This is a genomic window from Myxococcus sp. AS-1-15, assembly GCF_020037055.1.
In the GTDB taxonomy this organism is placed as follows: domain Bacteria; phylum Myxococcota; class Myxococcia; order Myxococcales; family Myxococcaceae; genus Myxococcus; species Myxococcus fulvus.
This window is the reverse complement of record NZ_JAIQDF010000002.1, coordinates 147910-172446: the sequence shown is the minus strand read 5'-3', so window position 1 is coordinate 172446 and position 24537 is coordinate 147910. Positions and strand designations below refer to the sequence as shown.

18 protein-coding genes are annotated in these 24537 nt (G+C 70.5%); 11 read left to right on the top strand and 7 right to left on the bottom strand.

The window, feature by feature from the left end:
- Positions 1–117: 117 nt before the first annotated feature.
- The 8 genes from K8625_RS06290 (at position 118) to K8625_RS06255 (ending at position 10658) form a co-directional block, all read left to right on the top strand.
- The gene (locus K8625_RS06290) at positions 118–1509 is read left to right on the top strand and encodes an NAD(P)/FAD-dependent oxidoreductase (protein ID WP_223782152.1); all 1392 of its coding nucleotides are present in this window, start codon (positions 118–120) and stop codon (positions 1507–1509) included.
- A 432-nt stretch (positions 1510–1941) separates the two neighbouring features.
- Positions 1942–3204: a glycosyltransferase family 87 protein gene (locus tag K8625_RS06285; protein ID WP_223751851.1), complete on the top strand. Its 1263-nt coding sequence runs from the start codon at positions 1942–1944 to the stop codon at positions 3202–3204.
- A gap of 82 nt (positions 3205–3286) precedes the next feature.
- Positions 3287–4063, top strand: coding sequence for an energy transducer TonB (locus K8625_RS44125; protein WP_305070718.1), 777 nt, complete (start codon positions 3287–3289; stop codon positions 4061–4063).
- Between the two features lie 44 nt (positions 4064–4107).
- The gene (locus K8625_RS06275; RefSeq protein WP_223782151.1) at positions 4108–4860 is read left to right on the top strand and encodes a MotA/TolQ/ExbB proton channel family protein; all 753 of its coding nucleotides are present in this window, start codon (positions 4108–4110) and stop codon (positions 4858–4860) included.
- On the top strand, positions 4844–5251 hold the full coding sequence (locus K8625_RS06270) for a biopolymer transporter ExbD (RefSeq protein ID WP_046710473.1): 408 nt from the start codon (positions 4844–4846) through the stop codon (positions 5249–5251). The genes K8625_RS06275 and K8625_RS06270 overlap by 17 nt, the downstream gene beginning before the upstream one ends.
- 9 nt (positions 5252–5260) lie before the next feature.
- Positions 5261–5686: a biopolymer transporter ExbD gene (locus tag K8625_RS06265; RefSeq protein WP_141324143.1), complete on the top strand. Its 426-nt coding sequence runs from the start codon at positions 5261–5263 to the stop codon at positions 5684–5686.
- 365 nt (positions 5687–6051) lie between these two features.
- Positions 6052–9252 carry a TonB-dependent receptor domain-containing protein gene (locus K8625_RS06260; protein ID WP_370641894.1) on the top strand — a complete coding sequence of 1067 codons (3201 nt, stop codon included), beginning with the start codon at positions 6052–6054 and terminating at the stop codon, positions 9250–9252.
- Between the two features lie 26 nt (positions 9253–9278).
- Positions 9279–10658: a hypothetical protein gene (locus tag K8625_RS06255; protein ID WP_223782150.1), complete on the top strand. Its 1380-nt coding sequence runs from the start codon at positions 9279–9281 to the stop codon at positions 10656–10658.
- Positions 10659–10832: 174 nt separating this feature from the next.
- Here K8625_RS06255 and K8625_RS06250 read toward each other — a convergent pair whose 3' ends face one another.
- The 3 genes from K8625_RS06250 to K8625_RS06240 all read right to left on the bottom strand — a co-directional run bounded on the left by K8625_RS06250 (position 10833) and on the right by K8625_RS06240 (position 14166).
- Positions 10833–11351, bottom strand: a complete 519-nt coding sequence (locus K8625_RS06250; protein ID WP_223751853.1) for a hypothetical protein — start codon at positions 11349–11351, stop codon at positions 10833–10835.
- A 156-nt stretch (positions 11352–11507) separates the two neighbouring features.
- Entirely contained in the window at positions 11508–12614 is a 1107-nt protein-coding gene (locus tag K8625_RS06245; protein ID WP_223782149.1) for a metallophosphoesterase, read from the bottom strand.
- A gap of 178 nt (positions 12615–12792) precedes the next feature.
- A complete protein-coding gene (locus K8625_RS06240) occupies positions 12793–14166 on the bottom strand; it encodes a hypothetical protein (protein ID WP_223782148.1) in 1374 nt (457 codons plus the stop codon).
- 448 nt (positions 14167–14614) lie between these two features.
- Here K8625_RS06240 and K8625_RS06235 point away from each other — a divergent pair, with 448 nt between their 5' ends.
- Complete coding sequence (locus K8625_RS06235; protein WP_223782147.1) at positions 14615–17443, top strand: serine/threonine-protein kinase; 2829 nt, start codon at positions 14615–14617, stop codon at positions 17441–17443.
- Between the two features lie 445 nt (positions 17444–17888).
- Here the strand turns inward: K8625_RS06235 and K8625_RS06230 are convergent, their stop codons facing one another.
- A complete protein-coding gene (locus tag K8625_RS06230; RefSeq protein WP_223782146.1) occupies positions 17889–18518 on the bottom strand; it encodes an FMN-binding negative transcriptional regulator in 630 nt (209 codons plus the stop codon).
- Between the two features lie 130 nt (positions 18519–18648).
- Between K8625_RS06230 and K8625_RS06225 the strand changes: the two genes are divergently transcribed.
- Positions 18649–19671 (top strand): hypothetical protein, encoded by a 1023-nt coding sequence (locus K8625_RS06225; RefSeq protein WP_223782145.1) that lies wholly within the window; start codon positions 18649–18651, stop codon positions 19669–19671.
- Positions 19672–19785: 114 nt separating this feature from the next.
- Here the strand turns inward: K8625_RS06225 and gyrB are convergent, their stop codons facing one another.
- Both gyrB and K8625_RS06215 read right to left on the bottom strand, forming a co-directional pair.
- A complete protein-coding gene (gyrB, locus tag K8625_RS06220; RefSeq protein ID WP_223782144.1) occupies positions 19786–22239 on the bottom strand; it encodes a DNA topoisomerase (ATP-hydrolyzing) subunit B in 2454 nt (817 codons plus the stop codon).
- A gap of 157 nt (positions 22240–22396) precedes the next feature.
- Positions 22397–22855, bottom strand: coding sequence for a hypothetical protein (locus tag K8625_RS06215; protein ID WP_223782143.1), 459 nt, complete (start codon positions 22853–22855; stop codon positions 22397–22399).
- Between the two features lie 100 nt (positions 22856–22955).
- Here K8625_RS06215 and K8625_RS06210 point away from each other — a divergent pair, with 100 nt between their 5' ends.
- A complete protein-coding gene (locus tag K8625_RS06210) occupies positions 22956–23705 on the top strand; it encodes a GNAT family N-acetyltransferase (RefSeq protein WP_223782142.1) in 750 nt (249 codons plus the stop codon).
- 10 nt (positions 23706–23715) lie between these two features.
- Here K8625_RS06210 and K8625_RS06205 read toward each other — a convergent pair whose 3' ends face one another.
- Positions 23716–24534 carry a helix-turn-helix domain-containing protein gene (locus K8625_RS06205; protein WP_223751862.1) on the bottom strand — a complete coding sequence of 273 codons (819 nt, stop codon included), beginning with the start codon at positions 24532–24534 and terminating at the stop codon, positions 23716–23718.
- Positions 24535–24537: the final 3 nt, after the last annotated feature.

Sequence of the window (24537 nt, the reverse complement as noted above, 5' to 3'; positions counted from 1 at the left end):
CCGCGCGGATGTCCGGTGGTGGCCATCGCTTCTTTCCACCATCCGACGAGGAGCCCCCGGTGGGATTGGCCCACCCGCACCTTGCTGCCTACGCAGCAGGAGCGCGAGGGCGAACACATGGCGGAAGTCTTCGATGTGGTGGTGATTGGTGGTGGGCCCACGGGCGAGAACGCGGGAGCGCGAGCCGCCGCGGCCGGGTTGTCGGTGGCCCTGGTGGAGCACGAGCTGCTCGGCGGTGAGTGCTCGTACTGGGCCTGCATCCCAAGCAAGGCGCTGCTGCGTCCGGCAGACGCGCTGTGGCTGGCGAAGCAGGTGCCCGGCGTGCGGGAGACCCTCAAGGGTCCGCTGGTGGCCAGCGCGGTGCTCGAGCACCGCGACGCGATGGTCGGCTACTACAAGGACGACTCGCAGGTGAAGTGGGCGGAGGGCGCGAAGCTGAAGGTGGTGCGTGGCCACGGCAAGCTCGCGGGCCCGCGCAAGGTGCGCGTGGAGGCGAAGGACGGCGGCGTGCGCGAGCTGGAGGCGAAGCGCGCGGTGGTGCTGGCCACCGGCAGCCGGCCTCGCATCCCGGACATCCCGGGGCTGAAGGAGGCGCGGCCCTGGGACAACCGCGAGGGCACGGCGGCGAAGCAGGTGCCCCAGCGGCTGTTGGTGCTGGGCGGCGGCGTGGTCGCGGTGGAGCTGGCGCAGGCATGGCGCTCGCTCGGCGCGGAGGTGACGCTGGTGGAGCGTGGCAAGGCGCTCCTGTCCCGCTTCGAGCCCTTCGTGGGCGAGCAGGTGGAGCATGCGCTGCGCGAGGACGGCGTGAAGGTGGTGAAGGGGGCCACCGTCACGAACGTGAGCCGGCCTGGGGGACAGGGCGAGGTGACGGTGAAGCTGTCGACGGGCGAGGAGCTCCGCGCGGACGCGCTCCTGGTGGGCATGGGCCGCGTGCCCCGCACGGACGAGCTGGGGCTGGAGACGGTGGGGCTGAAGCCCGGCGAGACGGTGCAGGTGGACGACCAGCTTCGCGCGAAGGGCGTGGAGGGAGGGTGGCTCCATGCCTGCGGAGACGTGAACGGGCGAAATCTGCTGACACACATGGGCAAGTACCAGGCGCGCCTGGTGGGCGACGTCATCGCGGGAAAGAAGGCGAGCGCGTGGGCCGACACGAAGGCCACGCCGCAGGTCATCTTCACGCACCCGCAGGTGGCCAGCGTGGGGCTCACCGAGGTGAAGGCCCGCGAGAAGGGGCTGCCCGTGCGCACGGTGCAGTACGATTTGGGCAAGGTGTCGGGCACGTCGCTGCTCGGCGAGAAGCTGGGCGGCACCGCGAAGCTGGTGGTGGACGAGAAGCGGCGCGTCGTCCTGGGCGCGACCTTCACCGGCCCGGAGGTGGGCGAGATGCTGCACGCGGCCACCATCGCCGTCGCGGGTGAGGTGTCGCTCGACACGCTCTGGCACGCGGTGCCATCGTTCCCCACCATGAGCGAGGTGTGGCTGCGGCTGCTCGAGGAGTACGGGCTGTAGCGTGTCGACGGCGGTCGTCGCCCGCACGCATGTCTGACTTTGCGTCCGGGCGACCCATCCCAGACAACACCCCCGCGCGCCCTCCGCGCGGGCGGGCCGTCATCGCCCGTGAGACATGACGTCGAGCGCCCGCACGCTCCCTGGCCAGGCTCATGTGCCGCCAGGTCAGTGAAACACCTCCCTCCACGCCAGGCCCACACCGCCGGACACCGCGTTCCGGAGATGGCCCCCTGCCCGTGGAGCCCGCCCCCTCCTCCACGCACAGGCCGTTGCCGGGCAGGGCCCCGGCGTGAAATGGTGAACACCTCCCCCGCCCTTCATTCCCGCGATGAACGTCGATGTCCTGGGGCCGTGCCGACACCACGGCCTTCCCCGCCCATGGCCCTCACCTCGCGTGAATGGGCCCGTCCACCCGACCCGGAGCCTGGCCCCGTGACGACCTCGTCCCAGTCCGCGAGTGCGCTCAGCGAGCCCTCCAGCCAGACGACCTACACCACCACCCGGTGGGCCCGCTGGCTGTGGTGGCTGGTGCTCGCCGTGCTCCTCGTCGCCGCCGTCGCCGTGGGCCAGCACCCCCGCCGGGGCGTGGACTTCCGCGTCTACCTCACCGCGGCCGAGCGCTTCATCGAGGGCACCGACCTCTACCGCGTCTCCGACGGCACCATGCCGTTCAAGTACGCGCCCATCACCGCGCCCCTCTTCATCCCCTTCTCCCTGCTGCCCTCGCGCATGGCCGTGGCGCTGTGGAACGTGGGCTCCATCCTCGCGCTCATCGCCGTGGCCCGGCTCACCCGCCGCGCCCCCCATGGCGCAGGCGAAGCGCCCCCCTGGTCCTGGGGCCCCCCGCTCGCCACCATCGCCCTGCTCCCCGCCTTCACCTTCGAGCTGTTCTACGGCCAGGTCGACGTCGTCATGCTCCTGCTCGTCGTCGTCTCGGCCCTGGGCGCCGAGCGCGGACAGGTGTGGCGCCCCGGCGCGGCCTTCGCCGTGGCCTTCCTGCTCAAGCCCCCCGCGGCCCTCATCGGCCTGTTCTTCCTGTGGCGCCGGCACTGGAAGGTCATCGGCGCCACCGCCGTGTTCGGCGCGCTCCTCTGCCTGCCCACCCTGGCGCGCTATGGCTGGGACGGCACGCTCGCCCAGTTCCAGCTGTGGAGCGAGACGCTCGCGCGCACCACGCCGCCCTGGGTGCTCAGCACCAACGCGCAGGGCCTGCCCACGCTGTTCATCTCCCTGTTCTACCCGGGCTCGCTCGAGACGCCCCCCGGCGCCACCATCACCCTGGCGCAGCTGGTCGCCCTCACCGTGTTCCTGGTGGGCGTGGCGTGGGCCCGGCCCGGTCCCGCGGACCTGTTGGCCCTGTGCTGCCTGGGCGTGACGCTCCTGTCACCGTTGGCGTGGCGGGCCAACTACGTGCTCGCGTGGCCCCTGGTGCGCGCGGCCACCGAGGGGCGCGCGCGCGGCAACCTCACCCTGGTCGCGGTGATCGCCTTCATCGGCACCGTGTTCTCCGACAAGGGCCTGGGGTTCGACTGGTCGCATCATGTGATGCTGATGCGCCCCTTCGCCCTCATCTACACCGCGTTGCTGATCGCCACGCTGTGGCAGGTGCGCAAGCAGGGCTCGCTGTCGGCCATGACGCCCGGTGACACTCTCGCCCGTCTGCCGCGCACCCTGCGTGGCATGCGGGCGTCGTGACGCTTCCGTCATCTTCCTGGCCTGAAAGTGTCACGGGGTCCGGACACCCCTGAAACATGGCGTCGCTATATGCGCGTCAGCCATGTTCGAAACGTTCGACAGCGCCTCCGATGTCGCCTCGGCGCGAAGGTTCGCGCTCTCCACTTCGGCGTCCGTCGCCGTCTTCGTGCTCATCGGCGTCGTGGTGGTCTCCGCCGCCGACAAGGTCCGTGAGGTCATCCAGGAGAAGAAGGGCACGGACGTCGTCTTCCGTCCGCCCCCGCCTCCCGTCGTCGAGGTGAAGCCGCCTCCGCCCCCGCCTCCCGCGCCGCCGCCCAAGGCCAAGCTGCCGCCCAAGGCCGCGCCGCCCGCCGTGGCCAAGGCGCCCCCTCCCGCCGCTCCGCTCGTCGCGCCCGCCGCCATCGTCGCGCCGCAGGCGGTGCCGCTCGAGAAGCCGCCCGAGGCCGCCACGGAGACCGTGGCCGCCGCGCCCATCGCCGTCGGAGGCACGGGCGCGCTGGTGCCCGGCGGCGTGGTGGGTGGCACGGGCACGGGCACGGGACTCGCGGGAGGTGGCGGCCGCGCGGCCCCCATCAACCTGCCCGAGTCGGCCACGCCGCCCGAGCCGCTCGAGTCCAACCTCATCCCCGAATACCCCTCCGACGCGCGCTCACGCGGTCAGGAGGGCATGGTCATCCTCAAGGGCGTCGTCGAGGTGGATGGCCGCGTCACCCAGCTCAAGGTCATGCGCGGTGACGAGCCGTTCGCCAGCGCGGCGATGTCCGCGGTGCGCACGTGGCGCTTCAAGCCCGCCGTCGTCGAGGGCCGCCCCACGGCGGTCTTCCGCATCTTCAAGGTTCCTTTCCGTCTCAAGTCGTAGGTCGTCTGTCTCACCCCGCACCTGCCCCCCAGGAGCACCTCGTCATGAACTTCAATCTTCGGGACATCTACAACCACATGGGCGTGTTCGCCCTGGGCATCGCCTGGACGCTGATGCTCTTCGCCGTCGCGTCCCTGGCGGTGTTCTTCGAGCGTCTGTTCGTGTTCTTCCGCTCGCGCAGCAGGTCGCGCGTCTTCGCCGCCCGCGCCGGCCAGCTCCTCCTGCAGCAGCAGCACGAGGCGCTGGTGAAGGAGGCGGAGGGCACCAAGGGCAGCCACCTGGCGATGCTGCTCGGCGGTGGCATGAAGACCTTCCTCGCCAAGTCCAAGCTGCCCGCGGGCAAGCTGGGCCCGGTGGAGCTCACCCGCCGCGAGCTGGTGCGCATCAACGAGCGCGTCAGCGCGGACGTGCGGCGCGGGATGTCCGTGCTCGCCACGGTGGGCTCGGTGGCGCCGTTCGTCGGGCTGCTCGGCACGGTGGTCGGCATCATCGAGGCCTTCTCCGGCATCGCCAAGGAGGGCTCCGGCGGCCTGGGCGCGGTGTCCGCGGGTATCGCCGAGGCGCTCGTCGTCACGGCGCTGGGCCTGCTCGTCGCCATCCCCGCGGTGCTGATGTTCAACTTCCTGTCGACGCGCGCGGACTCGCTCCAGCTGTCGCTGGATGCGGCGCGCAGCGAGCTGATGGACCACCTGGAGGACATGTCCACGGACAAGCGCCCGGGCGCCAACAACGGCGCCGTGGCCACGGGCCCGGAGACGGTGGCGCGCCGGGAGGGGCTCGATGTCCGCCCGGCGTAGCAGCCTCACCCCGGAGATGAACGTCACGCCGCTGGTCGACGTGGTGCTCGTCCTCCTCATCATCTTCATGGTGGTGACGCCGCAGATCGAGTCGGGCGCGTCCGTGGAGCTGCCCGCCGCCACGAACCCGGACAAGGAGAACAAGGAGCTGGAGCCCACCACGGTGAGCCTGGCCACCAACGGGTTCTTCTACCTGGACCGCAAGGAGCTCAAGAAGGACGCGCTCATGGTGGAGCTCAAGGCGCTGCGCGAGAAGAAGCCGGACTCGCCCGTGGTGCTCAAGGCGGACCGCGGCGTGCGCTACTCCGAGGTGCGCGGGCTCTTCAAGAGCATGCAGGAGATGGGCTTTCCGGGCATCAACCTCCAGGTCGTCGAGAAGAAGGGCCCGTAGGAGCACGCCATGGCATTCGACCTCGGTGGAGCCAAGGGCGGCCTTCGCCCCTCGATGAACGTGACGCCGCTGGTGGACGTGGTGCTCGTCCTCCTCATCATCTTCATGGTCGTCACGCCGCTGATGACCAAGCAGATGTGGATGACGGTGCCGGCCAAGCCGGACAAGGAGGACACCACGCCTCCGCCTCCGGACGCGCTGCCGCCGGTGGTGCTCACGGTGGACCGCGCGGGCGTGCTGCGCATCAACCGGGAAGAGGTGCCGAGGGACCAGGTGGTCACCCGGCTCCAGCGCATGCTCAACGCGCGCCCGGACAAAATCGTGTTCTTCGACGCGGGCGACGACGTGCCCTACGGCGCCGCCATGGAAGTGCTGGACCTCGCCCGGGGAGGCAATCTCACCGTGGGCGTGCTGCCTGACAAGCTCGCGGACTGAGTCTTCCGCGCGGCGGCGGGTCGTGACCTCGAGTTTGCGATCCGCCGCCTGAATCGTCACAAGCCATCCATTCCAATGCCATCCGTATCGCGTTGTTTACGGCGCGACCGTTGGCAAGGAGAGTCGTGTTGTCTCCCGCAAGCTTTTCGCGCGCCCTCGTGGCCGCGCTCACCCTCATCACCAGCCCCGCGTTCTCGCGGATGAACGGCCAGGAGCCCGTCGCTCCCGCCGTGGCGGCCCTCGGTCAAACCCCTTCCAGCCCCGGCGGGGAGAGCACGCCGTCCGGGACGGAGACGCAGGTCGTCCCGCCCGTGACGGACCCCAACGCGCCCCCGTCGGAGGAACTGCGCCCCTCGGCGCCCGGCATGGCGCCCGCGCCCGACGGGACGAAGCAATCACAGACACCTCCGCCCTCACCCGCGCCGAACACGCCGCGGTCTGGCGCCACGCAGGCTCCCGCCACCGCGCAGCCGGGCGCCACACAGGCTCCCGCCGCCGTGCAGCCGAATGGCTCGCAGCCGGGCGCCACCGCACAGCCGGACGGCTCGCAGCCGGGCGCCACGCAGGCTCCCGGTACGGTGAAGCCGAATGGCTCGCAGCCGGGCGCCATGCAGGCTCCCGGCACGGTGAGGCCGAATGGCTCGCAGCCGGGCGCCACGCAGGCTCCCGCCACCGTGCAGCCTGATGGCTCGCAGGCTCCCGCCACCGTGGCCACGCAGCCCGATGGCGCGCAGCCCCCGGGCGCCGTGCAGCCGGATGGCTCGCAGGCTCCCGCCACCGTGCAGACGCCGGGCGCCGAGGAAGTCCCGACCGAGGGCATCGCGACCGACGAGGCCGTGACGGCCGAGGACGAGGAGATGATGGCCGAGGCCTCCGAGCCCCCCGCGGGCTTCACGGGCGTCTACGGCAAGGTCGTCGACGAGACGAACCAGGAGGGCCTCATCGAGGCCACCGTGAAAGTCGTCACGGGCGCGCAGAAGCAGGCGCTCACGGACCTGGACGGCAACTACCGGCTCGCGCTCCCCCCCGGCAAGTACGACCTGCGCGTCTTCTACGACGTGTACCAGGGCCGCCGAATCACGGGCGTCATCGTCACCCAGGGCAAGGCGACCAAGCTGGACGTCGCGCTCAGCGCCGACGTGGGCGCCGTGCAGGAGGTCGTCGTCGAGGCCCGCGCGGACCGCCGCGCCGAGGGCGCCCTGCTCCAGGAGCGCAAGAAGGCCGCCGCCGTCTCCGACGCCATCAGCGCCCAGGAGATCTCCCGCACCCCCGACTCCAGCGCCTCCGACGCCGTCAAGCGCGTGGTCAGCGCCACCGTCGTCGATGGCCGCTACGTCCTCCTGCGCGGCCTGGGCGGCCGCTATACCACCACCCTGCTCAACGGCGCGCTCCTGCCCAGCCCCGAGCCCGACGAGCCCAGCGTCCCGCTGGACCTCTTCCCCACGTCCCTGCTCGCCAACCTCAACGTGGTCAAGAGCTACACCGCCGACCTGCCCGGCTCCTTCGGCGGCGGCACCCTGCTCATCGAGACCAACACCTACCCCAGCCAGTTCGAGTTCAAGCCGCGCATCACCTTCGGCGGCGACACCGAGTCCACCTTCCAGGGTCGCAACGCCCAGCGCGGCGGCGGCGCCATGGAGTTCCTCGGCTTCCCCGGCGACACCCGCCGCCTGCCCGCAGCCATCCCCACCGACCACGCCCTGGGCAACGGCGGCGAGTCGCGCGAGGAGCTGACGAGCCAATGGAACAGCTTCAACAACGTGTGGAACGCGCGCCGCACCACCGCGCTGCCGAACATGGGCCTGAGCGCGTCGCTCGGCGACACGCTGCGCTTCGAGAACAAGCGCCTGGGCTACCTGGCCACCATCAACTACGGCCACCGCGAGAACACCCAGCGCACCCAGTACACCAAGGCCGCGTATGACCTGCGCGGCGACTTCGTCAGCTACGACGACGCCCAGACACAGCTGGGCACCGAGGTCGCCAACCTGAGCGGCCTGGCCAGCGTGGGCTATCAGCTCAACCGCGACAACGAGCTGACCCTCTTCAGCCTCTACACCCGCGGCACCGAGACGCGCACCACCACCAGCGACGGCGTGGACTCGCTCAAGGGCGACCTCTACCAGGGCAGCCGCCTGCAGTTCATCGTCCGGCAGCTGTCCTTCAACCAGCTGCGCGGCTTCCACCGCATCGGCCTGTTCGGCGACTCGGAGGTGGACTGGCAGGCCAACTTCTCCCGCGTGGACCGCGACGAGCCGGACACCCGCGACTCGCTCTACAGCGACAACCTGGGCAACCCCTCCGGCGGCATGTCCTTCCCCAACCAGGCCAACAGCGGCGAGCGCTTCTTCGCCGACCTGGGCGAGACGTCCTTCGGCGGCAGCCTCAACGTCACCGTGCCCTTCAGCGACGTGCGCGTGAAGGTGGGCGGCCTCACCCAGCTGTCCTTCCGCGACTTCCGCGCCCGCCGCTTCCGCTACAGCCTCAGCCCCAACTCGGACGTGGACCGCTTCCTGCCGCCCGAGGTGCTCTTCAGCAGCGACTACCTGGGCAACGGCATGCGCATCCAGGAGAGCACCCGTCCGGACTCGGACGCGTATGACGCGTCGCTGGGCATCTTCGCCGGCTACGTCACCGCGGACGTCACCCCCACCGAGTCCCTGCGCCTGGTGGGCGGCGTGCGCCTGGAGAGCTCGCGTCAGGAGCTGGTCGCGCTCAACCAGTTCACCGACGTGGAGGCGTCTCGCAACGACGTCAACTACCTGGACTGGCTGCCGTCGCTCAACGCCATCTACGCGCTCACCCCCACGGTGAACCTGCGCGCCGGCTACAGCTACACGCTGGCGCGGCCGTCCTTCCGGGAGCTGGCGCCCTTCTCGTTCTACGACTTCGTGCGCCGCCGCAACATCTCCGGCAACCCGGACCTGGTGCAGACGCGCATCCACAACGTGGACGCCCGCGTCGAGTGGTTCGCCGGGGAGAACGAGGTCCTCGCCGCCAGCGCCTTCTACAAGCGCTTCCAGAACCCCATCGAGCGCGTCATCAACTCCGTGGGCTCCGGCGACATGAACTTCGAGAACACGCCGGCCGCCAACACCTACGGCCTGGAGCTGGAGGCGCGCGCGTCGCTGGGGCGCCTCACCCCCACGCTGCAGCCGGTGAAGGTGGGCGCCAACCTCACGCTCATCCAGTCCGAAATCGACCTGGGCAACGTGCAGGGCCTGCAGACCAATTCCAAGCGCCCGCTGCAGGGCCAGTCGCCCTACGTCATCAACGTCAACCTCGGGTACGAGCGGCAGCAGAGCGGCACGGAAGTGGCGCTGCTCTACAACGTGTACGGCCGCCGCATCGCCGAGGTGGGCACGGACAACCTGCCGGACGTCTACGAGCAGCCCTTCCACCGCGTGGACCTGGCCGTCACGCAGAAGCTCACCGAGTCGACGCAGCTGAAGCTGACCGCGTCCAACCTCCTCAACTCCCGCATCAAGTTGCAGCAGGGCGACATCGCCCTCGTCGAGTTCCGCCCGGGCCTCGCGTTCTCCGCGTCGCTGGGCCTCTCCCTGTAGTTCCCCTCCCGAAAGGAAGTCTCGTCATGAAGCGCTTGTTCGCCTCCCTCTTCATCATGTCCAGCCTGGTGGTTGGTGCCGCCGGCTGCGGCGACGACGACAAGAAGGACCCGCCTCCCACCAACCCGGAGCCCACCAACCCGGAGACGGTGGAGGTCTCCCAGGACATCACCGCGGACACGACCTGGAAGGCGGGCAACACCTACGTGCTGAAGAAGTACGTCTTCGTCAACAGCGGCACGCTCACCATCGAGGCGGGCGCCACGGTGAAGGGTGAGACGGGCAGCGCGCTCATCATCACCCGCAACGCGCGCATCAACGCGGTGGGCACGGCGGACAAGCCCATCGTCTTCACGTCCTCCAAGGCGGAAGGACAGCGCGAGGCGGGCGACTGGGGCGGCGTGGTGCTGCTGGGCAAGGCGCGGCTGAACGTCTCCGGCGGCGAGACCACCGTCGAGGGCTTCTTCGCCACCAGCGGCAACGAGCAGACGAAGTACGGCGGCCAGGACGACGCGCACAGCTGCGGCACGCTGAAGTACGCGCGCATCGAGTTCGCCGGCTTCGAGCTGGCGCCGAACAACGAGCTCAACGGCCTCACCGTGGGCGGCTGCGGCTCCGCGACGGACATCGACTACGTGCAGGTCCACCTGGGCCTGGACGACGGCATCGAGATGTTCGGCGGCACCGCGCCCCTCAAGCACATCGTCATCACGCAGGCGGACGACGACGCGCTGGACTACGACCTGGGCTACACGGGCAAGGTGCAGTTCCTGGTGGTGCAGCAGAGCCCGCGCGTGGGCGACCGCGGCATCGAGGCGTCCAGCCACAAGACGACGCCGACGCAGGAGCCCATCAGCGCGCCGGAGATCTGGAACGCGACGTTCATCGGCTCCAACGCGGACCCGGGTGGCAACCCCTCGCAGGAGGGCCTGGTGTTCAACACCGGCGCCGGCATCCGCCTGCGCAACGCGGTGGTCGCGTACTTCAAGGACCAGGCGGTGGACGTGGACGGCGAGGCCTCCGCGGCGCTGTTCAACGAGACGGGGGACTCGCGGCTGTCCATCCGCAACACCTTCTTCTGGGACAACGCGAACCTGACGGACACCATCCCGTTCGCGCCGAACCCGAAGGTGGAGGGCGGCGTGACGGTGGACCCGGACGTGAGCCGCTTCAACGAGGCGGAGAAGATCCTGGTCGCCGCCAACGGCGTGAAGGTGCAGGACCCGCAGCTGACGGACGCGACGAACCTGACGGCGCCGAACTTCCTGCCGAAGACGGGCTCGCCGCTGCTCAACCCGGACAACGCGGCCACGCCGGGCGCGGGCTTCGACACCAGCGCTCGCTTCGTGGGCGCGTTCGGTACGACCAACTGGATGGCTGGCTGGACGGCGTTCCCGCAGAACTGAGTCGTCTCGGGTGTACCCGCCCGGCGTCCGTGCGTTGAGCGCGGAGGTCGGGCGGTCTCGTGGCCCGGCGCGGGTCTCTTCCGGAGGGGGGCTCCGGGAAGGCCTCGCGTCCGGGCCGCGGTTTTTCAAGGCAGTGGGTGCTGCCCTCCTCCGTGTGACGCGACTTCCCTCGCGCTACGCGGAGGGCAGCACGCCGTTGCCCTCGTGGGCGATGGCCAGGGACTCGGCGGTGGCGCCCTCGGAGAAGAGGGACGCGCCCTGCGCGGGACGCGCCTTGGGGGGGCGGCCCCGGCGCTTCGGCGCGTTCTCCTCGTTGCCGTTCGCCGCGGCCACCGGCTCCGAGGTGGCGCCCTCCGACTTCGGCCCCTTGCGCACCGGACGCGGCAGGTGGATGGCGTCCAGCTTCGTGGCCAGCTCCGGGTTCTCCTCGGAGAACACCCGCGCGTAGGCCAGCGCGCGCTGGCCCTTCTGCAGCAGCGCGTCCTGGCTCTCCTGCAGCCCCTGGCGCGCCGCCTCCAGCGCCGCCTGCGCCTGGGCCACCGCCTCCGCCTTCGCTCGCACCTGCGCGGCGGCGTCGTCCAGCACGTCCCCGCTCATGTCCGGGAAGCGCACCTCCGCCAGCTCCGTGGTGAACAGCTCGAGCAGCGCACGCAGCGCCGGGGAAATGGGGTCGTTCTCGTTCGAATCGAACATGGCGGGCCTCCTGGCTCCTCGCGGTAGGGCCGCCATCTGCTCACGTGTTCAGTGTCAGATCAAGAGGGTACGCTGCGAGGCCGGATTGTCGGCCCCGCGCGCGTTTCCTCCCACACACCGCCGGCTGACGCTTCGTTCAGTGCCGACGTTCCGGTGTCAGTCCACGCGCACCAGGGCCGCCTCGCGCAGCCCCTCGTTCGCGCCGACGTCCACCGCGAGGTAGTGACGGCCCACCCCATCGAAGGTCTCGGGAATCGCGCCGCCGCCTCCGGAGATGAAGGCCGGGATGCCCGCGTTGGTGAACGAGTAGTACGAGTGGATGTGGCCATAGAGCGTGAGGTCCACGCCCTCGCGCGCGAGCTTGCCGACCAGGCTCGCGGACTCGCCGCGGTTCGCGAAGCCGCCTCCGCGCAGGCCCACCGGGTCCTGGGGCGGCACGTGCATCGACACCACGTGCGTGCCGTGTCGCGACGACGCGAGCCACCCGTCGAGCTGCTCCTCCACGATGGGGTCCAGCGTGCCATTGCTCGAGTCCACCACGGTGAAGCGCACACCCTGGAAGACGAAGCTCTGGTTGCCCCGGCCCACGAGCGCCGTGTACTCCTCCGCGTCCTTCGAGAAGGTCTCGTGGTTGCCGAGCGTCGCGTACAGCGGGATGGGCGAGCCCGCCTCCAGGCGCTCCTGGAACTCCAGCAGCTGCTCGCGCGTGCCGTTCTCGGTCAGGTCTCCGGAGAAGAGGATGAAGCGCAGCGTGGGGTCCTTCGACAGGCGCGCGTAGATGTCTCCCACGCGAGGCAGCGCCTCCTGTACGTCCGCCAGCGCCGCGAAGCGGAACGGCTCCGCGGAGTCCCAGCCCGGCGGCGCGACGTGCAGCTTCGCCACCGCGCCCGCGCGCAGTTGCACGCGCCAGGTCTTCACCGTGCGAATCGAATGGGGCACGGGCTCCACCGCGAGCAGTTCGCCGTCCTCCAGCTCCGCGACGAGCCGCGCGTCCGGCATCGCGTTGCGGACCGTGATGAGCCAGTTCGTCGTCGCGCTCGCGTCCAGCGTGGCGCGCGCGGTGAAGACCGGGGCGTTGCCCCACAACGTCACGCCTCCGGACTCCACGCCGCGCACCGCCGCGAGCCCGTCCTCCACCACGAGCGAGAGTCCACCGCCCTCCGCCTGCCCGACCTTCAGGTCGCGCATCGCGCGGTTCTCCGCCGGACGCAGACACCCCGCCAGCAACAGCGCCGACACCGCGCCCACGCTTCCGAGCCGCATCACTGCGCTCCTCCCTGACCCGACACGCCGACACCACGCGTCCTCGCGCCCTGCTTCGCGGCGCGACTCCCATGCAGCGTCAGCGCGGACATGAGAGACCGACGCCTCGCCACTTCGGTCCTCTCCCGCGTCCGCTCACGACGTCCCGACGCGGAGTCGGTACACATGCGCTCGTGCATCACAGGTCACCTCCGAACGCGTAGATGAGCGACAGGCGTCCGACGAGCGCTCCACCCGCCTGCGCCTCCGCGGCCACGCCCCACGCGTCCGTCAGCAGCACGCGCCCGCGCAGACCGAAGTTGCCCACCACGCCGCCGCCCAACGAGCGCACTCCGCCCGCGAAGTCATCCTTGCGATGGTCGTAGTACAGCATCGCCTCGCCCCTGAACGGCCCGCCTCCGCGCCCCAGCCACACGCCGTAGCCAAAGGTGAAGAGCAGCTGCGTGTGCAGGTTCCCGTCGTCCACCGGGCCGAAGTACGTGTAGCCCTGCATCGACATGCCCAGGCTCACCTCGGCGAACGAGCCCGCCAGGGACGGGCTCACCCGCGCCATCGCGTAGCGGCCTCGCAGCCCCACGTCTCCGCCGATGACGGCGAAGCCCTCCGTGGGGAAGCGGTGGAACAACCCCACCAGCTCCGCGTCCAGCGAGGACCCGTCCGAGCCTTCGAGCCTGCGCTCCGACACCCCGAGCAACCGATACGCCCCGCCCACCCGCACCTGCGTGTTGCCCTCGTCCGGCGCCAGCCTCGCGGTGGCCCGGAGCTGCACCTCGTCGAAGCGCGCCACCGCGCCCAACGACACGAAGTGGTCGTAGTCGAACGACGTGTCGCTCACGTACTGGTAGCCCATCTCCAGTTCCAGCGGCGGCAACGACGGCGGAGGCACCCCCGGGTCGAACGCCGGCGACGCCACCGAGTACAGGTTCGCGAGCGCCGAGATGCCGAACACGCTGAAGCCCGCCAGCGTCACCGCGTACAGCGGCGCGATGGTCTTCCGCGACGCACCCGTGAGCGCGATGGGCACGCCGCCCAACGCGATGAGCCCCAGCCCCGTGCCCTCCAACGCGAACAGCCGCTTCGCCGTGTGCCCATCCCCCGCCACCGCCGGCGCCAACCCGTGGAACAAGAGCCCCGGCACCACCGACACCACCGCGGGCAGCACCTTGAACTCGCGCGGCTCGGCCGTCGACGGCGCGGGCATCAGCGTCAACGCGCCCTCGCTCGGCGCCACCGGGGATCCGCTCTCCAGGTCCCTGTCGGTCAAGACCCTGAGCGGGAAGTCCGACTCGCCTTCGAGGTGCTCGTCCGGGGAGGACGTCTGCGCCTCGGGAGGCTCCACCCCCGGCCGCATCGCGGGCCCCACCGTGACGCGACCTGGCAGGTCCCTCGGGATGTCCGACCCGCCCAGCTCCGGACTCCGGGCGAGCAGATCGAACGCGGAGGGTCTCACCGCCTCCAGCTCCTGCGCCCGCCCACGCATCGGCAACGCGAGCAATGCGCCCATCACCACCAGGGCAAGGGGCCTCGAGCGGGAGGACAGCTCGGACAACATCGGCGTCGCCTCGTTTCTCCGGAAGAAGGCCGACCGCCCTCCACCACCGGCCCGCGCGGCCGTGCCGGCCTACATAACCGCCCTTCCCCCGCGCGCGCCGGACACGTCCGTGAAGAAATGTGAAGCGACCCGACAGTCTCGGGCGCGGCTCCCACAACCCTCCGGAATCACGGCGACTCTTCGCCACAATCCCCCGGACCCCGGATTATCCCCCGACCGCGACGAATCATTCTGAGACCCCCAGCCCCCTCAGTCCGAGAGCTGTCCCCCCCCGCGACAGGCCACCCGGGCGAGGTGAGGGATGACTCAGGTCTCGGTTTTCCACCAGGCCCCGAGGCACGGAACACCCTGGTGACGCGTTCGCATGCGACTGGAGCCCGTTCCGGGACTTTCAATGGAACAAGAGTATGCTTGGTGTTTCACGACGACCTGACCTGGCCTTGTAAACGTGGCGGAATCCCCCCCTCAGCAGTTCGGCAAGTACGTCCTTCTTTCGAAGATTGCCGCGGGCGGCATGGCCGTCACCTACCGCGCCCGGATGACGGGGGCCGCGGGCGTCACGAAGCCTTGCGTCATCAAGCAGATCCTCCCCCACTTCGTGGACGAGGCGGACTTCGTCGAGATGTTCATCGGCGAGGCGCGGCTGGTGGCCAGCATGAGCCACAGCAACATCGCGCAGGTCTTCGACTTCGGCGAGGTGGGCGGCCAGTACTTCATCGCCATGGAGCTGGTGCAGGGCCAGCCCTTGTCCAAGGTGCTGCGCCGCGCGCAGCGCGCGGGCATGGGGTTCTTCCCGGAGCCGCTCGCGCTGCATGTGGCCAGCAAGCTGTGTGACGGCCTGGACTACGCGCACCGCCACGTGGGCGAGGACGGCGTGGAGATGGGCCTGGTGCACCGGGACGTCTCGCCTGACAACGTCCTCATCTCCTACGAGGGCGAGGTCAAGGTCATCGACTTCGGCATCGCCAAGGCCACCAGCGCCGTGGAGGCGAAGACGTCTCCGGGCACGCTCAAGGGCAAGTACCCGTACTTCTCCCCGGAGCAGGCACAGGGCCGGCAGGACCTGGACGCCCGCACGGACGTGTACGCGGCGGGCGTGGTGCTCTACGAGATGGTGTGCGGCAAGCGCCCCTACGAGGGCGAGTTCGTCACCGTCCTGCCGCGCATCCTCACGGGCGACTGTCTGCCGCCGTCGGCGAACAACCCGACGGTGAGCCCTGATTTGGAGACGGTCATCGGCAACGCGATGGCCATCGACCGGGAGGCGCGCTACCAGACGGCGAAGGAGCTGAGCGAGTCGCTGGTGGAGCTGCTCTACCGCGACAACCCGCGCTTCACGCCGACGATGCTGTCGCAGCTCATGGCGTACCTCTTCGCCGAGGAGCTGATGGCGGAGGGGCGCAAGGCGGAGGTGACGCCCGCCTTCAAGGAGCAGGTCGCGCTGTGGCAGGCGGGCATCGTGGAGCCGTCGCAGGGCCGGGCCCGGCCCCTGTCGTCGGGGAGCGTGTCGCGGCCCTCGAGCCCCGGCATGCGCTCCAGGCCCGGCAGCGAGGGAGGCGCGCGGCCCCCGAGTGACGGCGCGCGACGCTCCGCGCCGGGCAGCAACCCCGACATGCGCAAGGTGTCGAGCGCGGGCGGACGCCGTGCGACGAACACCGGCATCCCGCGCGCGGAGACCACCGGCCCGGGCCGCAAGTCCGGCTCCTACGAGCGCCCCGGTCCGCCCGTCCCGGAGCTTCCGGACGAGCCCGCCACGGACGCGGGCATCGACATCCTCAAGACGTACGTGCCCACGGTGGTCCCCGCCGCCGTGGCCGCGATGGGCGACGACCCCCGGGACACGCCGGTGGAAATTCCCGTCGTCACCGCGCAGGCGGTGGCGCCGCAGCCCTCGGGTTCGGCGCGCACGTATACGGGGACGGGGTTCCGCACCGCGGCGGACGAGGCTCGCGAGAAGCTGGCCCGCGAGGAGGCCGAGCGCGGGGCGAAGCGGCAGAAGGACATGCGGACGATGACCCTCTACATGTTCGGGTCCGCCATCGTCCTGCTGTTCGTCGCGCTCTTCTACCACTTCGTCATCAAGTCCGACCCGCCCCCGGAGGCGGTGGCGGTCCACACCACCACGCTGCGAATCACGTCCACGCCCGCGGGCGCCAGCGTGAACCTCAACGGCAAGGACGTGCCGGGCAAGACGCCCGTGACGCTGGACGGCGTGCGCGTGGGCGAGGCCAACACCCTGGCGCTCACGATGCCCGGGTATTCGACGTGGATCCGCCGCTTCACCCCGACGTCGGTGTTGCTGGAGCCGATGAACGCGGAGCTGGAGGCGCTCAAGCCTCCGGAGCCCGCGCCCGTCGCGGTGGCGCCCGTGGACGACAAGGCGGATGACGACGTCGTGTCCCTCGTCGGGGCCGAGCAGGATGGCGGCGGCGCGGCGACGGACGACGCGGGCACGGTGGCCGTGGCGGCGGAGGGCAGGCCCGCCGAGCAGCAGCAGGCCGCGGTCGAGAAGATGACCGCGTCGCAGCGGGCACTTCATGAGGTGGACTACCCCACGCGGCTGTTGGTGCTGCGGCCCCAGTACAACGCGGCGCCCATCCCCGAGTACTCGACGGCCTCCATCGACCTGAACCCCTCGCTGTCCTACTCGGTGTGGACACAGGGCAGCGCGTCGCTGGCCGAGGGTCGGGGGACCGCGTCGGGGACGCTGGTGTACTTCATCGAGGGCGAGGGCCCGGCGGACTCGAGCTTCGGATTGTTGAGCGCGTCCACGCGGACCATCAAGAACGCTCGCAAGCTGCATGTGTTCGCGGTGGATGACAACGGGCCGGAGGACAACAGCGGCACGGTGCGCGTGAACCTCCGGCAGTCCGCGTATGTGCCTCCGCGCTCGCTCACGTTCGACGCGAAGGAGCACGCCCTGCAGCTCAAGCCCGAGCACCAGGTGGTGCTGCGCGGCCTGAATCCGCGCGCGACGTACCTGTTCACGGTGCGCGACGACTTCGCGGAGGTGCGCCCCGGGGCGAATGGACGCATCCAGCAGATGCTGTGCGTCGAGCGGGGCACGGAGCCGGCCTCGGTGCGCGCCACGCATCGCATCCTCGAGACGGGCAAGCGCTACCAGATCACCGACACCGAGGACCTGCGCTGCTTCTTCCCGGACGTGAAGCGCGAGGACAACCAGGGCGCGCTCGAGGTGGACATCGTCGATGCCACGGCGATGACGCGCAAGGAGCGCGCCGCCGCGCTCAAGGGCTCGCGCCGCTCGGAGCGGTAGTCAGGCCCAGTCGGAACGGACGCTTCTCGCGAGCGGCGTCCTCCTCGTGGCGCCGCCATCCAGGGAGGTCGGCCGCGCGGAGAGGCGGTGGACGCGGACGACAGACACGCGGGCCCCGGCTTCGCTCGCTCACGTGCCCAGGTGCTGGGTCGACCTGCCCCCTCCGCTCTGGGGTAGCAGGCGACGGGGCGAGCCCTCCATGCGCCTCCCGGTCGGCGAGCATGAGCCGGAGCCGTTCATCGGGGGCTCGGCGACATGCGTTCCCGGAACTGGGCGGGGTGCCTAACCTGTCCCTGTCGCACCCCGCATTCAGACGGGGCGCGAGGCGAGCTGACAGCTTCCCGCCGTAAGGGCTATCGGGGCCCGTGTCGCACTCGTGGCCCGGCTCGACAAGACGGGAAAGGCACGTGGGCGCGGAGCCGAGGAGGGCACCGGGCCCACGAGTCTATCCAGGCTCCTCGCGTGAGCGCATCAGCGCCGCCAGCTCGCCGTCCCCCGGGAACGGGCTGTGCTCCAGCGCCGAGATGACGGCCTTGCGGTCCGCCTCGCCCTTGTTCTGGCTGAGCTTGAACTTGCCCTCCAGCCGCGTCACCCGGAGCTCGAACGCGACGATGCCGCCGAGCAGCCGGTTCACGTACTCCTGGGACTGCTCCATCGTCCACGGGGGAGCGTTGCCGGCCTCGTAGCGCGCCGCCGTGTCTCGCAGGATGCGCAGCACCTCGTCGCGAGACTCGATGACGCTGGGCCTGCCGTACGCGTGCACCGTGGCGTAGTTCCACGTGGGCACCTGGGAGCCCGTCGTGTACCAGGTGGGTGACACGTAGGCGTGGGGCCCCTGGAAGATGACCAGCGCGTCGCGCTCGGCGGGGAACGTGCGCCACTGCGGATTCGGCAACGCCATGTGCGCGAGCAGTCGCAGCGCGCCCGCCGCGTCCCGCTCGACGAGGAACGGCAGGTGCGTGGCGAAGGGCGCGCCGTCCTGGTCCATCGTCACCAGCACGGCGAAGGCGTGCCGCGTCATCAGCGACATGAGACGCTCCGCGTCCCGTTCCTCGAAGTGGCGGGGGATGTACATGCCCCCTTGCGTCCCCCGGGTGGGGCCACCGCGTCAACCGGGGCTTAAGAACCGCGCAAGGTTTGTCCCCTACCTTGGTTCTCGTGCGCGGGGCCGGCGCGCGCTTCGACGTGTGTTGCGGGGAGACACCATGAAGCTCAAGGCAGGCATGTTGGCGGCCGCGCTGGTTGGCGCGGGCTGTGGCGCCCAGAAGACGCAGGACACCACCGAGCAGCAAGCCGTGGTCGCCGTCGCGGGAGCCATCAACGAGGCGCAGTCCGCGGACGTGCCTCTCGGCTCCCGGTTCCTGGAGGGGTTGCCGCTCGAGGTGCGTCGCTGGGAGCACGAGGGCTTCCAGTGCGACGCCGAGCCGGAGACCGCCGAGGTGGAGGTCTGCGGACAGCGCTTCCCCTCCGAGCTCCATCTGTCCTGGACAGACTGCCAGGCGCGCGCCCGTGGGCCCCGTGGCGGAGGTTGTGGATGGGAGCGGCCGCCCGCGCCGGGTGGCGGCCCCCGGCCCGAGGACTCCGAGCGCGGTGAGGCCACGGGTGTGGTCTCCTCGGGCACGGTGGAGGTGGTGACGGCCATCGCCCCGGTCGAGGCGTGCGGTGAGGACTCGCCGCTGCGCTTCGAGCAGCAGTCCACGCACGACATCACCCACACCCTGGAGGATGGGCGGAGCGCGAAGATGGCGGGCAGCATCGCCTCCACTTCGGTGCGAGTGCCCGGCGCTCGCCAGACGCTCAGCCGCGCTGTCACCGTCGACACGACGCGCACGCACCTCGACGCGGCAGGGACGGTGCTCGACAGCCTGCACCTCACGGGCTCGCTGGAGGAGCACTTCGACGCGGAGGCGGACACGCCCACGCGCACCAGCAACGGCACGCTCACCGCGACGCTCGCGGATGGCAGCGCGTCCTCGGTGACGCTCACCGGCATCGTCCGGGTGCCGCCGTCCGTCTGCGCGTGGCCGCTCGCTGGCACGCAGGTGCGGACGGATGCGGAGGGCACCACGAACACGCTGGTGTTCGGACCCGAGTGCGGACAGGCCACGCTCGATGGCGAGGCCATCACCCTGCCCGCGCGTCCGCTCGGGCCCCGTGACGGAGGGTTCGGTGGCAAGCCACCTCGGGGCGGTGGTCCCGGGGGTGGCGCGGGCGGTGGCGGGCGCTGAGGCCTCGGCATACTCCACCCCAGGCCCCTGAAACGACACGGGGCGCGGCGCCTGCTTCCGGCACCGCGCCCCATGAGTCCGCGCATCCCCGGCCTCAGGCCGGGAGACGGCGCCTCAGATGTCGAGGTTCTGCACGTCCAGCGCGTTGCGCTCGATGAACTCGCGCCGCGGCTCCACCGCCTCGCCCATCAGCAGCGAGAAGATTTCGTCGCTCTCCACCGCGTCCTCCACCCGCACCTGCAGCAGCGTGCGCGTGAGCGGATTCATCGTCGTGTCCCAGAGCTGCTCCGGGTTCATCTCGCCCAGACCCTTGTAGCGCTGCAGGCCCAGGCCCTTCTGCGCGTCCTTGCGCAGCGCCGCGTGGACCTCCTGCACCGAGTACGCCGTCACCGTCCCGGCATCCACCTTCACCTTGTACGGCGCGTCCCCCAGGGACTTGAACGCATCCCGCAGGGCCACCAGCTCCACGTACTCCGGCGACGACAGGAACGCGTGGTCGAACACCGTCGGCCGCATCGCGCCGTTCACGTCCGTGCGGAACACCAGCTTCTTCGTCCCGTTCTCCGTGTCCGTCTCCACCTCGTGCGACACCCGGCCCAGCACGTCCGGCATGCGCCGCTCGAACTCCGCGTACGCGCCCTTCACCGCCGCCGCCAGCGCCGCCTCGTCGCCCAGCACCTCCGACGTCAGCCGCGCGCCCTGCACCACCGCGTCCACCACCCGCGCGTCGCGCCGCTTCGCCTGCTTCTCCAGCCGCTCCTCGTACGTAATCACCTTCTCGAGCAGCGCCTTCAGGTCCGCCCCACCCACCTCGCCCGAGGGCGTCAGCACCCGCCCGTGCTCCGTGGCGATGCCCAGCAGGTACTCGTCCAGCGCGCGCTGGTCCTTGACGTACTTGTCCTTCTTGTTGCGCGTGACTTTGTAGAGCGGCGGCTGCGCGATGTAGAGGTAGCCCTTCTGCAGGAGCTCCGGCATCTGCCGGAAGAAGAACGTCAGCAGCAGCGTGCGGATGTGGCTGCCGTCCACGTCGGCGTCCGTCATCAGGATGATGCGGTGGTAGCGCGACTTCTCCGGGTTGTAGTCCTCCGGCCCGATGCCCGTGCCCAGCGCCGTGATGAGCGTGACGATTTCGGCGCTCGTCAGCATCTTCTCGAAGCGCGCCTTCTCCACGTTCAGAATCTTGCCGCGCAACGGGAGGATGGCCTGGTTGCGCCTGTCCCGTCCCTGCTTCGCGGAGCCACCTGCGGAGTCACCCTCGACGATGTACAGCTCGCTCTCGTGCGGGTCGCGGCTCTGGCAGTCCGCCAGCTTCCCGGGGAGGCCGCCGCCGTCCAGCACGCCCTTGCGGCGCACCGTCTCACGCGCCTTGCGCGCCGCGATGCGCGCCCGGCACGCATCGCCAATCTTGGCGACGATCTTCTTGCCCACCATGGGCGTCTCTTCCAGGAAGGTGGCGAGCTGGTCGTTCACCATCTGCTCGACCAGGCCCTTCACCTCGCTGTTGCCCAGCTTCGTCTTCGTCTGCCCCTCGAACTGGGGGTTGGGCAGCTTCACGGAGATGACCGCGGACAGGCCCTCGCGCGCGTCCTCGCCCGCGGGCGCCTCCTTCAGGTCCTTCCAGAGGCCACCCTTCTCCGCGTAGCTGTTGAGCGTGCGCGTCAGCGCGGCCTTGAAGCCGGACAGGTGGCTGCCACCCTCGTGGGTGTTGATGTTGTTGGCGAAGGTGTAGATGCGCTCGTCGTAGCCGTCGTTCCACTGCATGGCCAGCTCGAGCGACACGCCGTCCTTCTCCACCTGGAAGGAGATGGGCTTGTCGTGCAGCACCTGCTTCGACTTGTTGAGGAACTCCACGAACGAGGAGATGCCTCCGTCGAACTTGAAGTCGTGCTCCTTGTTCGTGCGCTCGTCGCGGATGCTGATGTGCAGCCCCGCGTTGAGGAACGCCAGCTCACGCAGCCGCTGGCTGAGCGTCTCGAAGTTGAAGTCCACCGTCTCCATCACGGTGCTGTCCGGCTTGAACGCGATGAGCGTGCCGCGCTTGTCGGTGGTGCCCACCTCCTGCGGCGCCCCCTGCGAGACGCCTCGGGAGTAGGCCTGCTCGAACACCTTGCCGGCGCGCTGGACGCGGACCTTGAACCACTCCGAGAGGAAGTTCACGCACGTGACGCCCACGCCGTGCAGTCCGCCGGAGACCTTGTAGGCCCCGTTGCCGAACTTGCTGCCGGCGTGCAGTTCCGTGAGGACGACCTCCAGCGTGTCCTTGCCCTTGAACTTGGGGTCGGGGTGAGGACCCACGGGGATGCCGCGCCCGTTGTCCTGGACGCTCAGCGAGCCGTCCACGTGGATGACGACCTCGATGTCCGTGCAGTGGCCCGCGAGCGCCTCGTCCACGGCGTTGTCGACGACCTCGTACACGAGCTTGTGGAGCCCGTAGGTCATCGTGTCGCCGATGTACATGCCAGGGCGCTTGCGAACGGCCTCCAGGCCCTCGAGCTTGGTGATGCTATCGGTCCCATACTCCACGGGCGGCAAAGCGACCTCGGCGCCAGTAGCGGGGGTCTTTTCCATGTGATGCTGTCCTTGGGAAAAGGAGCCTTGCAGAAGGCCTGTGCCTACCATTTAGAGGCACACTGAACAAGAGTAACGAGCCCGCGCAAAGCTGCGTAAATATTCGTGAAAATCGCTTGGCCGCCCCCTCGGGCGGCGGCGCCCCGGGAGCGGGGGTTCAGGCGTCGAACCGCGGCGGCGGCAGGCGCTCCTCCAGCGCGGAGATCAACTCCTCGAAAACAGCTTTGCGGGCGAAGAGATGCCGGGTGACGAGCACCCGTCCCTCTTCCTTGAGGAACAGACCGAGCACGTTCCCCCGCCGACCGAGCCGGCGCACCGAATCAATCTGGCCCCAGTGCAAATCCAGCTCGCTGGCGCTGAAGGGGCGGGCCACGCGCACGCCGCGCGCGTCCAGGGTGACGCCCCAGCCGGTGCGCGGGCGCAGCCGGTGGAGGGCCACGAGGAAGGCGAGCATCAGCCCCGCGCTCACCCCGGCGCGAGCCAGCTCCTGCACGCCGCCGCCGTCCTGGGCGTTGGCCAGGGCCCAGGCCGTCAATACCGCCAGCACGCAGGCGCCCAGGAAGAGCGCGATACGGGGGACGCGAGGGTCGAAGGCGTAGAAGCGCTGGCTCGTCATGAGTGCGGGCGCACCCTACCCGTCCTGGAGGACGGGTGCGCGCTTTTGCGCGGTGCGATGTTCGCCGCCCGGCGCGGGCACCCTAGGCTGGGGGCGTCCCATGACCGATGCCGAACTGAACGACCGCCTCCTCACCAACGTCATCGCCTTCAAGCACCTGCAACGGGAGCGGGGCATGCTGCGCCACTTCGGCGCCCCGGGCCTGGATGCCTTCAGCCTGCCGACCCATCCCGCCGAGTCCCACTTCCAGCAGGCCTGCTTCCGGACGACCCAGGCGCTCGCCGAGGGACTGCCCGCGCTGGAGGACTTCTACCGGCGCCAGGGCATCCCCGCCTGGCGCGTGGCGGTGCTGCCCGGCCAGGACGAAGGGGCCAGGCTGCTGGGCGCGCACGGCTATCGCCCCGACAACCGGCTGCCCGCCATGGGGCTGGCGCTGGCGGACATCCCGGACGAGCGCCCCACCTTCCCCCTCGTGGAGACCGAATCCCAGGAGGAGATGGTGGCGCTCAACGTCCGCGTCTGGGGCAAGTGGGACGACATCCTCTGCGTGTGGAACCAGCCGCCCCGGCTGCCCGTGCACACGCTGGTCGCGCGCGAGCAGGGCCGCGCGCTGGCGTGCGGCTTCAGCCTGGACGTGGACGACACCGCGGGCGTGTACATGGTCGTCACGCTGCCGGAGGCGCGGGGCCGGGGGCTGGCCGCGGAGGTGATGAAGGGCCTGCTCTCCGGGGCCCGCGCCCGGGGCCTCGCCGCCTCCGTGCTCCAGGCCACCGAGCAGGGCCGGAGCGTGTACCGCAAGCTCGGCTACCGCGAGCTGGGGGACTGGGTGAACTGGGCGCGCGTCGCTTGAGGAGAAAGCCTCAGCGCAGCGCCTCCAGCTCCTCCAGGATGGCGAACACCTGCGAGGGCTGGCGCGCCTCGCCGAGCCGCGCGGACAGCCCTCGCGCGGCGAGCCGGGCCACGTGCGCCATGCGCACCAGCCGCACGCGCCCCAGCTCCCCGTCCACCGCCGCCACCACCAGCCGCAGCGGACGGCCGTCGGGCGTGTCCACCGCCAGCCCCTTGGCCAGCGTCACCAGGGCCGCCACGGGGGATGCGCCCGGCACGAAGACGTGGGGCACGGCCACCTCGCCGCCCACCGCGCACGAGGACGTGATGTCGCGCCGGCGCAGGCTCTCCGCCAGGCGCGGCGCGTCCACGCCGGGCAGCTCCACCGCCAGCCGCCCCGCCACCACGTCCAGCACGTCCTCCCAGCCCTCGCAGGACAGCTGGAGCACCATCCGCTCGGGCGCCAGGAGCGGCGCCAGCGCCGGCACCGGCGCGTCCGAGGGCCCCCTGCGCACGGGGAACTCCGCGTCCAGGAAGTCGCGCACCCGGGCCAGCTGCGCCCCCGACAGCCGACGCCGCGCCAGCTCCAGGAAGAGCGTCCCGGAGCCCGGCACGTCCTCCAGGTACTCGGACACGTAGGGGCTGACCCGGTTCGCCACATCCATCAACAGGCTGGGAGGCACGTCCAGCTCCCGGGCAATCGCCGTGAGCCGCTCCACCGTGGGCGGCGCGTCCACGCCGTTCTCCACCCGGCTGAGGTACGCGCTCGACACACCGATGCGCCTTGCCAGGTCCCTCAGGGACAGGCCCGCGTCCACCCGCAACAGTCGCAGCGTCGCCCCCAGGTGCATGGT

Excerpts from the sequence above, each read along its gene's own strand:
- K8625_RS06255 (WP_223782150.1), top strand. The coding sequence starts at position 9,279 with ATGAAGCGCTTGTTCGCCTCCCTCTTCATCATGTCCAGCCTGGTGGTT.
- K8625_RS06210 (WP_223782142.1), top strand. The coding sequence starts at position 22,956 with ATGACCGATGCCGAACTGAACGACCGCCTCCTCACCAACGTCATCGCC.
- K8625_RS06230 (WP_223782146.1), bottom strand. The coding sequence starts at position 18,518 with ATGTACATCCCCCGCCACTTCGAGGAACGGGACGCGGAGCGTCTCATG.
- K8625_RS06275 (WP_223782151.1), top strand. The coding sequence starts at position 4,108 with ATGAACTTCAATCTTCGGGACATCTACAACCACATGGGCGTGTTCGCC.
- K8625_RS06265 (WP_141324143.1), top strand. The coding sequence starts at position 5,261 with ATGGCATTCGACCTCGGTGGAGCCAAGGGCGGCCTTCGCCCCTCGATG.
- K8625_RS06290 (WP_223782152.1), top strand. The coding sequence starts at position 118 with ATGGCGGAAGTCTTCGATGTGGTGGTGATTGGTGGTGGGCCCACGGGC.
- K8625_RS06225 (WP_223782145.1), top strand. The coding sequence starts at position 18,649 with ATGAAGCTCAAGGCAGGCATGTTGGCGGCCGCGCTGGTTGGCGCGGGC.
- K8625_RS06250 (WP_223751853.1), bottom strand. The coding sequence starts at position 11,351 with ATGTTCGATTCGAACGAGAACGACCCCATTTCCCCGGCGCTGCGTGCG.
- K8625_RS06205 (WP_223751862.1), bottom strand. The coding sequence starts at position 24,534 with ATGCACCTGGGGGCGACGCTGCGACTGTTGCGGGTGGACGCGGGCCTG.
- K8625_RS06215 (WP_223782143.1), bottom strand. The coding sequence starts at position 22,855 with ATGACGAGCCAGCGCTTCTACGCCTTCGACCCTCGCGTCCCCCGTATC.
- K8625_RS06245 (WP_223782149.1), bottom strand. The coding sequence starts at position 12,614 with ATGCGGCTCGGAAGCGTGGGCGCGGTGTCGGCGCTGTTGCTGGCGGGG.
- K8625_RS06260 (WP_370641894.1), top strand. The coding sequence starts at position 6,052 with ATGGCGCCCGCGCCCGACGGGACGAAGCAATCACAGACACCTCCGCCC.
- K8625_RS06270 (WP_046710473.1), top strand. The coding sequence starts at position 4,844 with ATGTCCGCCCGGCGTAGCAGCCTCACCCCGGAGATGAACGTCACGCCG.
- K8625_RS44125 (WP_305070718.1), top strand. The coding sequence starts at position 3,287 with ATGTTCGAAACGTTCGACAGCGCCTCCGATGTCGCCTCGGCGCGAAGG.
- K8625_RS06240 (WP_223782148.1), bottom strand. The coding sequence starts at position 14,166 with ATGTTGTCCGAGCTGTCCTCCCGCTCGAGGCCCCTTGCCCTGGTGGTG.
- gyrB (WP_223782144.1), bottom strand. The coding sequence starts at position 22,239 with ATGGAAAAGACCCCCGCTACTGGCGCCGAGGTCGCTTTGCCGCCCGTG.